Source organism: Neobacillus sp. DY30, assembly GCF_030123065.1.
Classification (GTDB): domain Bacteria; phylum Bacillota; class Bacilli; order Bacillales; family Cytobacillaceae; genus Neobacillus.
Genome location: NZ_CP126093.1, coordinates 3,927,180 through 3,941,249, shown reverse-complemented (window position 1 = coordinate 3,941,249; position 14,070 = coordinate 3,927,180). Strand labels below are relative to the sequence as shown.

14 protein-coding genes are annotated in these 14,070 nt (G+C 37.4%); 9 read left to right on the top strand and 5 right to left on the bottom strand.

What is annotated here, in order from left to right; translation table 11 throughout:
* Positions 1-2: 2 nt before the first annotated feature.
* Positions 3-560 carry a CBO0543 family protein gene (locus tag QNH29_RS19205; RefSeq protein WP_283860942.1) on the bottom strand — a complete coding sequence of 186 codons (558 nt, stop codon included), beginning with the start codon at positions 558-560 and terminating at the stop codon, positions 3-5.
* A 710-nt stretch (positions 561-1,270) separates the two neighbouring features.
* Here QNH29_RS19205 and QNH29_RS19200 point away from each other — a divergent pair.
* The 6 genes from QNH29_RS19200 to QNH29_RS19175 all read left to right on the top strand — a co-directional run bounded on the left by QNH29_RS19200 (position 1,271) and on the right by QNH29_RS19175 (position 5,521).
* Positions 1,271-2,077 (top strand): YitT family protein, encoded by an 807-nt coding sequence (locus QNH29_RS19200; RefSeq protein ID WP_283860941.1) that lies wholly within the window; start codon positions 1,271-1,273, stop codon positions 2,075-2,077.
* 133 nt (positions 2,078-2,210) lie between these two features.
* The gene (locus tag QNH29_RS19195; protein WP_283860940.1) at positions 2,211-2,651 is read left to right on the top strand and encodes a MarR family winged helix-turn-helix transcriptional regulator; all 441 of its coding nucleotides are present in this window, start codon (positions 2,211-2,213) and stop codon (positions 2,649-2,651) included.
* A gap of 2 nt (positions 2,652-2,653) precedes the next feature.
* Complete coding sequence (locus QNH29_RS19190) at positions 2,654-3,574, top strand: SDR family oxidoreductase (RefSeq protein ID WP_283860939.1); 921 nt, start codon at positions 2,654-2,656, stop codon at positions 3,572-3,574.
* On the top strand, positions 3,543-4,205 hold the full coding sequence (locus tag QNH29_RS19185; RefSeq protein WP_283860938.1) for a GNAT family N-acetyltransferase: 663 nt from the start codon (positions 3,543-3,545) through the stop codon (positions 4,203-4,205). The genes QNH29_RS19190 and QNH29_RS19185 overlap by 32 nt, the downstream gene beginning before the upstream one ends.
* A 31-nt stretch (positions 4,206-4,236) precedes the next feature.
* Positions 4,237-5,010 carry a DNA-3-methyladenine glycosylase family protein gene (locus QNH29_RS19180; protein ID WP_283860937.1) on the top strand — a complete coding sequence of 258 codons (774 nt, stop codon included), beginning with the start codon at positions 4,237-4,239 and terminating at the stop codon, positions 5,008-5,010.
* A gap of 46 nt (positions 5,011-5,056) precedes the next feature.
* Entirely contained in the window at positions 5,057-5,521 is a 465-nt protein-coding gene (locus QNH29_RS19175) for a hypothetical protein (RefSeq protein WP_283860936.1), read from the top strand.
* A gap of 203 nt (positions 5,522-5,724) precedes the next feature.
* Here the strand turns inward: QNH29_RS19175 and QNH29_RS19170 are convergent, their stop codons facing one another.
* Positions 5,725-7,398 carry a pectate lyase family protein gene (locus QNH29_RS19170; protein WP_283860935.1) on the bottom strand — a complete coding sequence of 558 codons (1,674 nt, stop codon included), beginning with the start codon at positions 7,396-7,398 and terminating at the stop codon, positions 5,725-5,727.
* 514 nt (positions 7,399-7,912) lie between these two features.
* On the opposite strand from QNH29_RS19170, the gene QNH29_RS19165 reads away from it, so the two are divergent.
* Entirely contained in the window at positions 7,913-8,785 is an 873-nt protein-coding gene (locus QNH29_RS19165) for an AraC family transcriptional regulator (RefSeq protein ID WP_283860934.1), read from the top strand.
* Between the two features lie 302 nt (positions 8,786-9,087).
* Here the strand turns inward: QNH29_RS19165 and QNH29_RS19160 are convergent, their stop codons facing one another.
* The 3 genes from QNH29_RS19160 to QNH29_RS19150 are packed head-to-tail and all read right to left on the bottom strand — an operon-like array spanning position 9,088 to position 12,164.
* Positions 9,088-10,182, bottom strand: a complete 1,095-nt coding sequence (locus tag QNH29_RS19160; protein ID WP_283860933.1) for a Gfo/Idh/MocA family protein — start codon at positions 10,180-10,182, stop codon at positions 9,088-9,090.
* A 53-nt stretch (positions 10,183-10,235) separates the two neighbouring features.
* Complete coding sequence (locus QNH29_RS19155; protein ID WP_283860931.1) at positions 10,236-10,973, bottom strand: ThuA domain-containing protein; 738 nt, start codon at positions 10,971-10,973, stop codon at positions 10,236-10,238.
* Between the two features lie 30 nt (positions 10,974-11,003).
* A complete protein-coding gene (locus QNH29_RS19150; RefSeq protein ID WP_283860929.1) occupies positions 11,004-12,164 on the bottom strand; it encodes a Gfo/Idh/MocA family protein in 1,161 nt (386 codons plus the stop codon).
* A 132-nt stretch (positions 12,165-12,296) separates the two neighbouring features.
* Here QNH29_RS19150 and QNH29_RS19145 point away from each other — a divergent pair, with 132 nt between their 5' ends.
* Both QNH29_RS19145 and QNH29_RS19140 read left to right on the top strand, forming a co-directional pair.
* A complete protein-coding gene (locus QNH29_RS19145) occupies positions 12,297-13,076 on the top strand; it encodes a helix-turn-helix domain-containing protein (protein WP_283860928.1) in 780 nt (259 codons plus the stop codon).
* A 31-nt stretch (positions 13,077-13,107) separates the two neighbouring features.
* Positions 13,108-14,040, top strand: a complete 933-nt coding sequence (locus QNH29_RS19140; protein WP_283860927.1) for a ketopantoate reductase family protein — start codon at positions 13,108-13,110, stop codon at positions 14,038-14,040.
* Positions 14,041-14,070: the final 30 nt, after the last annotated feature.

Genomic DNA, 14,070 nt, shown 5'->3' with positions numbered 1-14,070 from the left:
CCCTAACTTAATTCAGAATAGCCATCCACTTTTGTAAGCGAATAAGCCGAATAGTAAATAGTTAAAAAGATAAAAAAATCATAAAAAGTGGACCAATTTTTAGGGTTGTAAAAGTCGATGGCATCAAAGAAATTCATTCCTCCAAACGCAGCAATTGCAGAAAAAATGATTCCTTTTAACAAGGGATTCATTTTTGGTTTTATTTGCAGAGCGAACATTACGGCAACGGGTGCCAAAGAAAAGTGATAGGGTAAAAATAGAAAAGGTGCTAGAGGAATAATGACCATAGGGTATGACCAGAGCCCTAAAGATAAGGCTACAAGATCTATTGATAGTGATAGTAATATCGTTAGCAGGCCACCTAAAAGGAGACGTCCTGTACTATCTTTCTTCCTGAATTTAAACCAAACAATCCAAGGAATTATAAAAAGAGCGAGACCAAACCACCATTGCCATGTTGACAGAAAGTCTTCCCTCACTATCTTTGCAAATAAAGAACTAACATCATGCAACTGGTTATAAGCTTTTTCTGATTGAGCGAGCCCCTTCTCAAACGCCATTTTTATAACACTCCCCAAAAAAATAGTAATAGTATATATTTTTCAGTTAGGGATTAATTTATGTGGTGTATTCTTAAAAAAACAGACTTCGGGGTAAGGTCCCCTGTCCCGTAATACTTTATCCCACGAGGGGACTGACTCCATTTGCAACAGCCAGATACGAATGGCATAAGTAGTAAATAATAAGCCGTACAAACCGATGGGTATCGTGCGACTTCTTTTTTGTACGTGAATTATAATTTGTTAAAACTGGAAATTAAATCCTAAATATTCATAATATTGATATATTGGAAAAGTATATTGACAACTTTATTTGCCCTCTGGTAGATTACTATTAATAATTTCAAACAGTGACGAGTAAAAGTAAGAAAAGAATCTGGTTCCTTTGGTGTTGAGGTTGGTGAGAGCCTAGGGACACTTTTTTTTCTAAAAATCATCTGCGAATGCAAAGCTGTTCGGAGTAGCTTTGAGGGATTTCCACCGTTACAAGGGAAAACGTATGATGGTACGTTGACTGTGAGCGGAATGTTTCATGTTGCGAAACTTGCGGAATATGGGTGGTAACGCGAGCAAGAACTCGTCCCTATTTTGGGGCGAGTTTTTTTATACAAAAAATAGTCAGGTACATCCATAATGAATCGACTATTCTTTTAAATCCTAACTATTTTATGTTCTAAATTATTTTGTCTGGAAACGGAGTTTTTACCGGTATGAAAAACTTAATTGTTGTTGTAGGTTCGTTGATTGTTGCATTTGGCTTTAACTTCTTTCTGGTTCCGTATGGGATTTTGAGCAGTGGAATAAGTGGTATTGCGATTTTGATTGGGTTAGTCACTCCATTTGATATTGGTTTAATGAATCTCTTGCTCAATATTCCATTACTCATTTTGGGATACTTTAAGCTTGGAAAGATGATTACGGTCAATACACTGATTTGTGTGGTATCACTCTCCGTTTTCTTATATCTATTGCCAATCGTTCCTGTAACTGACAATATACTCCTGTCGGCGATATTCGGAGGAATCATAGGTGGTATTGGAGTTGGCGTGATTTTGAAGTATTCCGGCACCTCTGGCGGATTGGATATCATTGCGATTATCCTTTCACGCACAAGTAATGTTAGTATCGGTCTTCTACTGACGGCGATGAACGGCGTCATTGTTTTAATTTCAGGTGCTGCTTTCAATTGGAATATCGCATTATACACGCTGTTGTCGATTTATTTAACAGGTAAAATGATTGATACCATTCACACGAATCACATCAAATTAACAATGCAGATTGTTACAACAAAAGGAGAAGTTATTCGGAAGGATTTATTAGACTCAATCTATCGAGGCATCACCATCACAGAGGGTTTTGGCGGCTATACAAAGGAACCAAAGCAGATTTTAATGATGGTGGTAACACGTTACGAAACAATGCAAATAAAAAAAATAGTCCGCTTCCATGATGACAAAGCCTTTATCAATATATTTGAAACCGTTGAAGTCGATGGACAATTTGCAAAAAATTAGAGTAATGGTGCCAAGTGCATACGAATTTGGGTGAAATCTATAGGTTTCATCTTTTTTTTATGTATTTTTTAGTGATTAATGTCATTTGCGAATAAAAATTAGTTAGTATACTAACTATTAGGGAGGTTTTTTTATGGATAATATAGGTTATATATTGATGAAGGTTTCGAAAGAACTAAGATATAATTTAACGACTGATTTGAAAGCATTTGGACTGACCACTTCACAATGGGCGGTATTAAAAAGGTTACAAATAGAAGAAGCTTGCGGATCAACATACCAAAGTCGAACAGCTGTTGAGATTGCAGCTGCACTTGATTTTGATAAACCAACAATATCCGGTATTTTATCCAGGCTTTTTGATAAAAGGATGATTAAGAAGGAGCAACATCCGAGTGATCGTCGAGTTGTTATTTTATCCTTAACAGAGGAAGCAAGAAAAATAATCCCAACTATAGAAAAAGTCAGTGACACAGTAATAGAACAATCATTAATAAATTTTACAACTGGGGAGAGAGAGACCTTTTTAACTTTATTGAGAAAATTAGATCGTACATTATGTAAGGGGAGATAAACTTGACTAAAATTTTAGTAACGGGTTCAACAGGAAATATAGGTTGCCATGTGGTTGAAGAATTAATTAAGAGAGATGGTAAGGTAAAAGCTGCGGTTACAAATTTGGATAGAGGTAAAAAAGTCTTTTCTGATATAAATGTAGAACTGGTAGAATTTGATTTTTTAAGGAAAGATACATATCCTCAAGCATTAGAAGGAGTATCAAAGATATTTTTAATGAGGCCGCCTCATTTAGCGAAACCGAAAGAAGATATGCTTCCTTTTTTGAACGAAGCAAAAAAATTGGGGGTTAACCATATTGTGTTTGTTTCTTTACTAGGGGTAGAAAAAAAACCTGTTGTCCCTCACCGGAAAATTGAAGATTTGATTCGTAATTTGGAATTTCAGTATACTTTTTTAAGACCTAGCTTTTTTATGCAAAATTTAAATACCACTCACCGCGAAGATGTACTCCTTAGAAATGAATTGTTTATGCCTGTTGGAAAAGCCAAAACGAGTTTTATCGATACGAGAGACATTGCTGAAGTGGCCGCTGTCTGTTTAACAGAAGATGGGCACTTTTATAAGGCTTATACCCTCACAGGCAGCGAAGCTATTACTTATTACGAAGCTGCATCGATTATGTCGGATGTACTTAAACGTAAAATCACCTATCAAAATCCCGGTATAATAGAATTTAGAAAAAAGCTTATTGCAAGAGGTACACCTAGAAACTTTGCTAATGTAATGACGGTATTATACACCATGACCCGGTTAGGGAATGCGAAAAATGTGACAGATAAGGTAGAGAGGCTATTAAAACGGAAGCCTATTACATTTAGACAATATGTTAAGGATTATCAGCATTTTTTTAAAAATGATAATGGGACAACAGTACGGAGGGAAATTGTTGAAGATAAAAGCAAAAACAAAACGCTATAAACAAACCCAATATTTTAAGGAAGATTCTGACGAAAACTTAATGACTTGGGAAGAAATCATTGCCCAAGATTTAAGGTTAAGGGGAGCAGTGAAAAAGGACGCCAAGAAAGCTGCGGAACTCATTCATATTGCAATTGGTGATATAGCCGAGAAGTTAACTGGACAAACGAAGATAGAAAATATCCGTGAAACGCTGGCGGATTTCTTTCGCGAAGAGAATAATCGTTTAAGCTATCAGAATACGATTGTTGCAGATGTTTTTGGAGAAGTAGTAGGGGTCGTGATTACTTATCCAGGAGAGGTTGCATCTCAATTAGACGAGCCAATCTTAAAACGATTAAGAATGAAAAGAAGGAATGAAATGATCTCCTTGGATAAAGAGGCTGACGAGAGTGATTTTTATATTGACACCGTGTGTGTTAAAGAACGGTTAAGAGGTAATGGAATTGGATCAATACTTCTAAAAGAAGCCGAAAAAACAGCAATACAAAAGGGATATTCAAGACTCTCTCTAAATGTGGCTAAAGATAATCCGTACGCAAAGAAGCTATACGAGCAGATCGGCTTTAAGGATGAAAAAGAAATCAAAATTAATGAACATCTGTATGATTATATGGTGAAGACCGTTTGAGATAAAGAAAAAAACAATTGAGGGAAAAGTGATGAAGGTAAAAATTGAAGCGAATTTAAAAAACGAAGATGTTCAGTTTTTATGCAAATCGGATAATACTATGGGTAAATTGATTAACATCATTGGGAACATTGAAATCCCGATTAGGGGAAATCGATATGAGTCTCTTGTAAAGTCTATAATCGGACAACAACTTTCCGTAAAAGCTGCGGGTACGATTATAGGGAGGGTAGAAGCACTCTGTAACGGTATAACCCCTCAATCCATTTATAATGCATCCATAGATCAATTAAGAGCGACAGGTGTTTCAAAATCAAAAATTAATTACATAAAGGATTTAACTGAAAAATATTTGTCTAATGAACTTAAGTTAGAGCTTTTAGATCATTTAAGTAATGGTGAAGTAATTGCTGAACTTACAAAAATTAAAGGGATTGGACAATGGACTGCGGAAATGTTTCTTATTTTTTCATTAGGAAGAAATAATGTTTTGTCGTTCGGTGATGTTGGACTTCAACGTGCTTGCAAATGGTTATATCAAGCAGACAAAGATACAAATGGGAAAGAATTTTTAGCACAAAAATCCGAGAAGTGGAAACCATATTATTCTATTGCTTCACTATATTTGTGGGAAACAGTCAATAGGGATTATGTTGTTCATTTCAAATCAATAGCCGATCTTTTATCCGAAAAGGGGATACATCTGGAGGAAGCGAAGAAACCAATTGAAGATTACGAAAACCTTTATGAAATAACCTCGTCCGGTAAAATCATTTCACTTAAACGGAAGTACACGAGACGTTGATTGGGAGATTTTTACGGTAACCTACATTAGATAAGGAGGTGTTCAGGTGAATGTTAATGACATTTCTAGTAAATTGGAAAAAACAAATGTTTTCCGTATCATCTTTATGATTTTTGTACTGTTTTTAACAGGCTGTACAAATAAGGCTCAGATTGAATATGATTTAAGTCAACTTACTAGAGTAGATGTAGAAGTAGTTAAGGAAGATGATACCTATGAAGAAGCTTTCATGATTACGGATGAGGAAACAGTAGATGTGTTAAGAAAAGCATTTAAACAAGTTAACTGGGAACCGAATGCGGAACCAAAAATGGCAAGAAAAGAAGATGTAAAGGCAACCCTATTTTTCAAGTATGATGCGAATATGCCCGAGAGATTATTTGAATACCAGATTTGGTTCAAACAAAGTAATGATACGGCAACAATTATTAGCAATAATGAAAAAGAAGGATATGGAACTTTAGATAAAGAAGTTGCCAAGACATTAGAAAATATCTTTTTGAATAAATAAGTCCAGTCAGGTCTTTTAGCCAAATTTAGAGTACATAGATTAAGTGCGTTGGAAAACAGGTAGAAATCAAATAATGAGATTATTTCATAAACGATAAAACACCTGCAAACATTGCTATATCAACATTTGTAGGTGTTTTTTGTTTTTCGCAAAATCCGCTAAACAAGGTGTTAAGCGGAAGCTTTCCGATTACGAAAGATTTATTAATTCTCTTTATTCTTGGAGCTGTAATCTGTTTTTAACCAACCGATTGGGCTCATATTCACTTTGTTAGCACCTGCATGTTTTGTAAGTGTAGGTACTACACTATCCAAAGGAAGCACGTTATAAGTGTAAGGTAGCACTTCGTCATACATATATTCGAAGGTAAATGGATCTATCGGTGGATTCGTTTTACTCATATTTTCAATTCCCACAATTTGAGAAGACCATGCCCAATTTCCTATCGTTGATTTGTCATGCCATGTAAATCCTTTTGTGAACAGATTTTCCCCATTATTGTCCCAGCTGCTTCCTGTATACGTCCCATATTGATTAGTGATTTTGGAGTTTACAATTAAATTTCTATTATAAGCGCTTTGGAATAGTTCAGCCCATTGTGCGTCCATGTTACTTGTATCTAAACCTTGAATCTCAGCACCTGTGATTGGCTCGTTAATGTCATTGAATACAGATGTATCAGCTGCGATTGACGCTCCATTCCTTGCATTAAGTGCTCGGGAAAGTGTATCGGTTCCATATTCTGCAATTGCGCTTACATTCTCCAAAACATCATTATGCGTTGAATTGTCCAAATACAAGTTGTATGCATGACCCGTACCTTGGCGTACCATTGGGATTCGTTGCCCAACATTTGTATAACTGTTATAGGCAAGCGTGATACGAATTCTTTGATTTCCATCTTTTATCTCATTTCCACTACTAGAAACATAATTCACATAGTCTTTATCACCTGAACCTGATAAATGAACCTTACTATGATAGGCTGCATATGCCATGATTTGTTCTTTGGTGGCACCACCATTTCGCATGTTATAGTACACACTATCATAATTCAGTTCATTTGAAGCATATTTTTCTTCCATAAACTGAATCGACTGATAAATATCACTATCTTCTGGTGGATTCTCATTTGCAGGTAGCCCGAATTCAGACCAAGAAATCGTAATATTGGAGCCGCCATTTTCTGTATCGATTAATCCATCCGATGCAATGGTAAATTTACAATGGTCAATCCAAACATTATTCGCGCCATTTATCTTAATAAATGACCAGCCCACTTCCTTATGTTTACCAGTATCATCCCATTGCCACATTCCATCAAAATTGAGATTTCTTAAGACAATATCATTCATCGATCTTTGTAATTTTATTTCTACAGACCTAATGGTTTGCCCTTTTTTTGAAAAGATCGTTAACCCATCAACACCATCTATATTTAATTGTGAAACACCGGAGGAGGCTATTTTTGGATTTGTAAATCCATTCATAGGATTCCGGTATTTAGTGATAAAACGATATTTCTTGGCTTCATCTGAACTTAGATTTAATGATGTCCAACCAAAGTTCAAATCTTTCGCTACTTCGATTACTTTCACATTTCCAGCTTGTGCATCCAAAATGGCCTGCAAAAACTCTCTTTCTGTTTTAACCTGACGATAATTGGAAGTATCAATGTATTGGCTTCTGTCTTTAACTCCTAATGATGCGTACCCAGATACTGATAGAAAACTATTGTCGTAATCTTTAAATGCTCTGTTTGTATGCGGGATGGAATCAATTTCAGCTGCATTAACTACACCATTTCCTCCTAATAATAAGGAGGAAGTAAAAAATGATAGAACCAATATCCAGATTAATGCCTTATTAAATCTCATAGCATTACCACCTTCTAAAAATTTATAAAAACATATGTATGTCTGGATGTAACATTCCGCCAAACCTCACCTCCTTAAAGCCATAAGTTATTTTTGTAACCGTATTCATTATCACCACTTAAGTATAGCAACCTCTCTATTACATATTTTGTAGGTATAAACTGCAAATGTTTACAAATTCGTATTTCTGCTTTGCTTAATGTCAGATGCTTCTGACAAGCTGAAATGAGTATGCGTTAGGGAGGCTCTAATCCTTTATGAGTTCTGGATGGAATGCCAAAAAAGAGTTAAATAAAAAAGGGGCTACTTTATGACTATTTTGTAAGCGTACCGTCTACAATTAATCTACTTGAAGTAGGAAGAAAGTAGTGATTGTTTAAATGAGGAAGGAAATACATGGAAGTTTGATAAATGTATAAGGTACAGCGACAGAATGGACGAATCTAACTTGATTAAGGACAACATCAGCCTAAATAGATTTTCGTTGACTCCTTAAAATTTGGAGGTATTAACTGTGATACAAAAAGTAAGTGTCTCTTTGCGTGAGCAACCATTTTACATAGATCGATTTATTGGACACCATCCATCAATGTCAACACAACACCTGCACCAGGATTACGAAATTTATTATTTAAATGAAGGAGAACGGATTTATGTAATTAATGGAGAAAAGTACATGGTAGAGAACCAGAATTTAGTCTTTATTGATAAAAATGTGATTCATAAAACGTTAGGTAAGAACAATCAGGGGTATGAGCGCGTAGTCATTAATTTCCGTGAGTGCTTTTTAAATTCAAGCGAACATCATTTGTTAAAGCAACTTTTTGAAAAAGGCCCACATGTTTTGCCTATTCCTCCAAATAAAAAGGCATTAATCAACAGCATTATTATGAGACTATTTGAGGAATATCAAATGAATCTAAAGGAAAGGGATATTTATCTGAGATCACTATTGTCTCAATTATTGATTGAAAGTAGTAGATTGTTAGAAGTGGTAAGCCCCAAAAAAACAACTAAAGCTCCCAATAACCAACAAATGACAGGTAGAAATGAAATTGGGAAGATTATCACATTTATAAACAAAGAATATGCAACTAACATATCACTTGCTTTACTAGCTCATCATTTCCATTTAAATGAGCAGTATATCAGTAGGTTATTTAAAAAATATACGGGATGTAGTTTTATTGACTACTTACATGCAATCCGTATTAATGAAGCAAAAAGATTTTTAACTGAAACGACCATGAAAGTGAACCAAATCGCGAATAAGGTGGGGTATGCTAACAATGTTCATTTCTGGCGTGTTTTTAAAAAGAATACAGGCGTATCCCCGTACCAATATAGATTATCGCCTAAACATGCAAAAACGAATATGAAAAGCTGACCGAGCACTCTATACTGCAAAGAGGAAATGCACAAATGTTGCTTAATCCAAGCTTTGTGGGAATTTTTTTAACTCCAATGTGATTTATTAAGTTGAACTAGGAAAGAAATAGCCTAAGGGAAAGTACGATGAAGTTTGGCAATGATGAAAATCCAAGAATAAGTTAGAGTACTAAGATAAAATTAAAAAATTGCCGAGAAATACCCTTCTCGACAATCCGACTGGTCATTGACCGGTTTTTATTTTTAGCTCTGTTATTATTCATTGTTGATTTTCGTGTAGTGCTAAGAATTAATAGGCGCTTATTTAGCCTGCAATTCATAAGGTACTGATTCCGGACGGCTGCACGTACTTTCCATGATATAGTGCTGACCACGATCCGAGGAATCATGGAATCCATGCATCGCTTCCAATACATGATACGCTAATTCTCCATTTGCTCGATAATTTCCGCCTTCAAGAATCGCTTTGGCCATGTCCGCCACACCAAGTCCTCGACTGTTTTGTAGGTAGCCATAGGCGAGAGGGACATCTCTAAATTCAGCTTCATCTCGTTTTCTAATTTTAACAGGACCCCCGAATGTATTGGGATCGGGAACAAGTAACGTCCCTTCACTTCCGTAGATTTCAATTGGCGGGAGGGAAGTACCGCCGAACGCATCAAAACTTGTTGTAATTGTTCCGATTACGCCCGAATCAAAATCGATCACACCTGAGATGTGGGTAGGAATCGATACTTCGATTTTTGTACCTGCTTTAGGCTGGCTAAGCACAGTTCGTTCTGGATAACTTATACGAGCGGATCCGGAAATTCGTTTTATTGGTCCTAAGAGGGCAACTAATGCTGTTAAGTAATACGGTCCCATATCGAACATAGGTCCGCCGCCAATATCATAATAGAAGGCAGGGTCTGGATGCCAATGTTCGTGTCCGCGGCAAATCATGAAGGCAGATGCCCCAATGGGTTGACCAATTTCACCTTGTTCGATGACATGAATTGCTGTTTGAATACCAGCACCGAGGAAGGTGTCCGGAGCACTGCCAACAAGGAGATTTTTCTTCTTGGCAGTTTCTAGAATTTGTTTTCCTTCTTCACGTGTCACGGCAAGTGGTTTTTCTGTATAAACATGCTTACCTGCTTCAAGTGCTTGGATACAGACAGAGGCATGGGCTTTTGGAATTGTTAAATTGATGATGAGTTGAATTTCTGGGTCAGAAAGCAGCTCAACTACTGACATCGCTTTAGGGATACCGTACTTGTCTGCTTGGGACTGGGCACGTTCTAGATCAAGATCGGCACAGGCGATAAGCTCGAGGTGAGGGAATTTCTGACAGTTTTCCATATAAATAGAACTAATATTTCCGCATCCAATGATACCGATTTTAAGTTTTTCCATAAAGGACCTCCAAATAATTATTAATCAACTTTCTATTCTGCATCCATCACAGCTTATTGACTGTCTCCCATTCCTGTATAGCTTCGAATATTTCCATAAATCGACTCAACATCGAATTCTTTTGAGCGTGTCTTTCCGTCAGCAGCCCACAAGAATCCTCGGCGCATGATGAGCGAGACTTCCGGCATGGCAATGATGTTGGCTTGATGACCGAGTGAACTATAAAAAACATTGCCTAAGCCCCAGCGTTTCGTCCAAACAACAGGCATATCGACAGCCTTATTGGTTGCATGTGGACCGTGAAAAACTGGGAAGCGTGTTGTCGCTAACACTTCAACAGCGGGATCATAGTGAAGGTAATATTGTTCACTAACCACTTTAAAATCAGAAAGACCTTCTAGTAATGGACTTGAGGAATGCTTAATATTGACCATGTATTCGACACCATCATTTCCGGGATGGGCCACCCAATTACCACCCGTCATAAATTGCCAGTCCACACTATTTCGGAACGAATCACACATGCCGCCATGACACCCAGCTAAACCTACACCAGCGGCAATGGCTTCGGAGATATTGAGAACATATTTTTTTTGAATTTCTCCCATAGTCCAGTGAGGGATGATGAGATCCAATTCTTTCAGCTTTTCCTTGTCGGCATAGGAGTCAAGTGAATTGGATACTTCCACTTGGAAGTTTTCTTCCTCAAGGATTCCTTTAAAGATTTCAGCTACCTGTTCTGGCTCGTGCCCATCCCAGCCGCCCCAAACGATTAATGCTTTTTTTGTCATAACTATGCACTCCTTTGTTTGTTTTATATTTTAGACATCAGAAATTCGAATCCATTGTCGTTTTTCAATCGATAAATCAACTGCTTCTAAAACCTCCTGGCACTTGACGCCATCACGGAAGTTTGGAATGGGCTGTCGGTTTTCACGGAAAGACTCCATTAGTTCCACCACTTCATGAATAAAGGTATGTTCATATCCAATTGTGTGACCAGGCGGCCACCAGTTTTGCGCAAACGCATGAGGAGGGTCAGTCGCTAAGACACGGCGGAAGCCTTGGACATCCTCTTTGTCATCAACAAAATAAACCTGCAGTTCATTCATCCGTTCAAAGTCAAAGATGACACTGCCTTTACTTCCATTAATTTCGAATGAATTCGTACAGCGGTGTCCGGCAGCAAAACGAGTAGCTTCAAAGCTTCCTAACGTTCCATTTGCAAATCGTGCCAAGAAGAGGGTAGCGTCATCCACCGTTACTTCTCCTTTTTCATTGCTATCACTGACTTTCGCTGACAGCCCTGTCATGTGAGCAGGAAGAGGTCTTTCTTTTATAAATGTCTCGTTCATTCCAATGACTTCGCTAATATCCCCAATGAGATAGTGCGCTAAATCGATTAGATGGGCACCAAGATCTCCGTGAGAACCAGAACCCGCGATTTCTTTCTGAAGTCTCCAGGCTAATGGAAAGTTTTCATCGACGAGCCAATCTTGTAGAAACCAAGCACGAAAATGATAGATCTTGCCAAGCCGTCCTTCGTCCACAAGCTTTTTTGCAAGCATGACGGCAGGGGCAAAGCGGTAATTAAATCCAACCATATGCTTAACCCCAGCCTCTTCAACAACACGAAGCATTTCCCTAGAGTCTTCTAATGTAAGCGCTAACGGTTTTTCGCAAAAAACGTGTTTGCCTGCTTGTGCAGCAGCAATTGTGATTTCTTTATGGACATCGCTTGGTGCATTTATATCGATTAAATCAATATCGTCTCTGTCCAGGAGAGATCTCCAGTCTGTTGTGTATTCCTCCCAGCCAAATTGTTTGGCTGCCGTCGCTGCTCCTTGAGGGTCGCGGCCACAGATCACCTTCATTTCAGGATGAACGGTGTCTGGGAAAAAGAGAGGAAGATCACGGTATGCATGACTATGTGCTTTCCCCATAAATTTATAACCGACCATCCCAATTCTGATATTCTCCATAATCGATCTCCTTTAAATAGATTGAAAGCTTCTAATTGATGGTAAATGTATCATTTTTCGAATTGACACAACAAGAAAAAACTTATAAAATTCTAGACAAAATTTATCCTATTAGAAGAGGAAACTATTAAAATGTTATTATATGAATCGCAACATTTTGATTTACTCACAACCTATCAAACGGAGAACCTAAACTTCCCAAGTCATCTACATCGCTGTTTTGAATTAATCTTTGTAGTTGAAGGTGAAATGGAAGTCATTATTAGTGAGAGATGTTTCCAGTTGAAAAGTGGACAATTCTTACTCATATTACCGTATGAAATCCATTCTCTTATCACAAAATCACAATCCCGAGCTAGACTTTGTATTTTTTCTCCTGATTATGTTCCGACTTTTCAAAAGATGATTGAAAAGAGGTCTTTGGAAAATCCAGTTTTCGACCTCTCTTTAGAAGCACAAACACTTATTTCTAAAGCTCTCTTTTCCGGTCAATCCAATTTACTAGAACAAAAAGGTAGTCTTTATTTACTATTATCAGAGCTGATTCAACAAACCACTCTTATCAATGCAAAAAAAGAACCAGATTTGCTCCATTACATCTTATCCTACATACAAGAACACTTTACCGAATCTATTTCATTAAACAGCATTGCTCGTACATTAGGCTACAGTTACAATTATTTATCAAAATATTTTAATGCCCATGTCAAAACGTCTTTTGTAGATTTTCTAAATGAAACAAGGATTAACTATGCTTGCTATTTACTAAGTACCTCAGAAAAACCGATTACCGAAATTGCCCATCTTTGTGGCTATGAGAACATTCGTTCATTCAATCGCAATTTTATAAAAATAAAATTATGTACACCAAAGGAATACCGGGAAAAGCAAACATTTCTAACATTGCAATGAACTAATAAAACGATAGGGAGGCTATGTTTTAATGAATATTTTAGTATTTGGTGCAGGAGCTTTAGGAGCATATTTAGGCGGTAGGCTGTTAGAAGCAGGTCAAAATGTTTCCTTTTTTGTCAGAGAAAAAAGGGCTGTTCAATTAACAAAGGAAGGATTAAAGATAAAAAGCCCCGAAGGAAATTTTGTAAGCAGAGAGATAACGATTTATACAACGCCTGAAAAAGTGAGAAATATAGACTTGGTTATACTGGCTATCAAAGGCTACCATCTTGACCAAGTGATCCCGCAGGTTCAAACCATTGCTAAACAGACGGGGGCATTCGTGCTGCCTTTGTTAAATGGGATGGAGCATATTGGAAAATTACAGGAGGCAATCGGAAACGAGAAGGTATTAGGGGGATTTGCCTCAATCGTTGCTACGTTAAATGAACAAGGTCATGTGGAGCATACTAGTGGAAGCAGTACGTTTAAATTTGGGATTCTTCATGAACAGCAAACCGAAATATGTGAGCAGCTAGAAGGATTACATCATCAAATGAAGACAAAATTCGTTAGGGAAGAGAATATTTTAAAATCAATGTGGAAGAAGTACATATTTATTACGGCATTTTCAGGGGTCACATCAGCGATGCAGCTGCCGTCAGGTTTTATAGTAGATTCAGAAGCTACCTTTACGGTTGCGAAGAAGGTGATTCGTGAAATGGCCATGCTCGCTGGTCAAGAGGGGGCCGTCTTAACAGAGAAGGAAGTGGAGACGGTAATAAAAACCTTAACAGGTTTCAAGAAAGAAGCGACATCTTCCATGCATCAAGATATGAGAAAAGGGCACCCGATTGAAGTCGAACACCTCCAGGGAGGAGCACTGCGTTTGGCTGTCAAACATAAGGTGGCAGTTCCGGTTATTGAAACTTTGTATGGGATTTTAAAACCGTATGAATATGGGAAACCGAATATACTTTAATAATAGGTCTTTCACCCACAAGGCGGCAAT

What these genes read in the sequence shown, in the direction of transcription:
- QNH29_RS19200 (WP_283860941.1), top strand. Translation starts at nt 1,271, where the DNA reads ATGAAAAACTTAATTGTTGTTGTAGGTTCGTTGATTGTTGCATTTGGC.
- QNH29_RS19140 (WP_283860927.1), top strand. Translation starts at nt 13,108, where the DNA reads ATGAATATTTTAGTATTTGGTGCAGGAGCTTTAGGAGCATATTTAGGC.
- QNH29_RS19150 (WP_283860929.1), bottom strand. Translation starts at nt 12,164, where the DNA reads ATGGAGAATATCAGAATTGGGATGGTCGGTTATAAATTTATGGGGAAA.
- QNH29_RS19170 (WP_283860935.1), bottom strand. Translation starts at nt 7,398, where the DNA reads ATGAGATTTAATAAGGCATTAATCTGGATATTGGTTCTATCATTTTTT.
- QNH29_RS19205 (WP_283860942.1), bottom strand. Translation starts at nt 560, where the DNA reads ATGGCGTTTGAGAAGGGGCTCGCTCAATCAGAAAAAGCTTATAACCAG.
- QNH29_RS19195 (WP_283860940.1), top strand. Translation starts at nt 2,211, where the DNA reads ATGGATAATATAGGTTATATATTGATGAAGGTTTCGAAAGAACTAAGA.
- QNH29_RS19155 (WP_283860931.1), bottom strand. Translation starts at nt 10,973, where the DNA reads ATGACAAAAAAAGCATTAATCGTTTGGGGCGGCTGGGATGGGCACGAG.
- QNH29_RS19160 (WP_283860933.1), bottom strand. Translation starts at nt 10,182, where the DNA reads ATGGAAAAACTTAAAATCGGTATCATTGGATGCGGAAATATTAGTTCT.
- QNH29_RS19180 (WP_283860937.1), top strand. Translation starts at nt 4,237, where the DNA reads ATGAAGGTAAAAATTGAAGCGAATTTAAAAAACGAAGATGTTCAGTTT.
- QNH29_RS19145 (WP_283860928.1), top strand. Translation starts at nt 12,297, where the DNA reads ATGTTATTATATGAATCGCAACATTTTGATTTACTCACAACCTATCAA.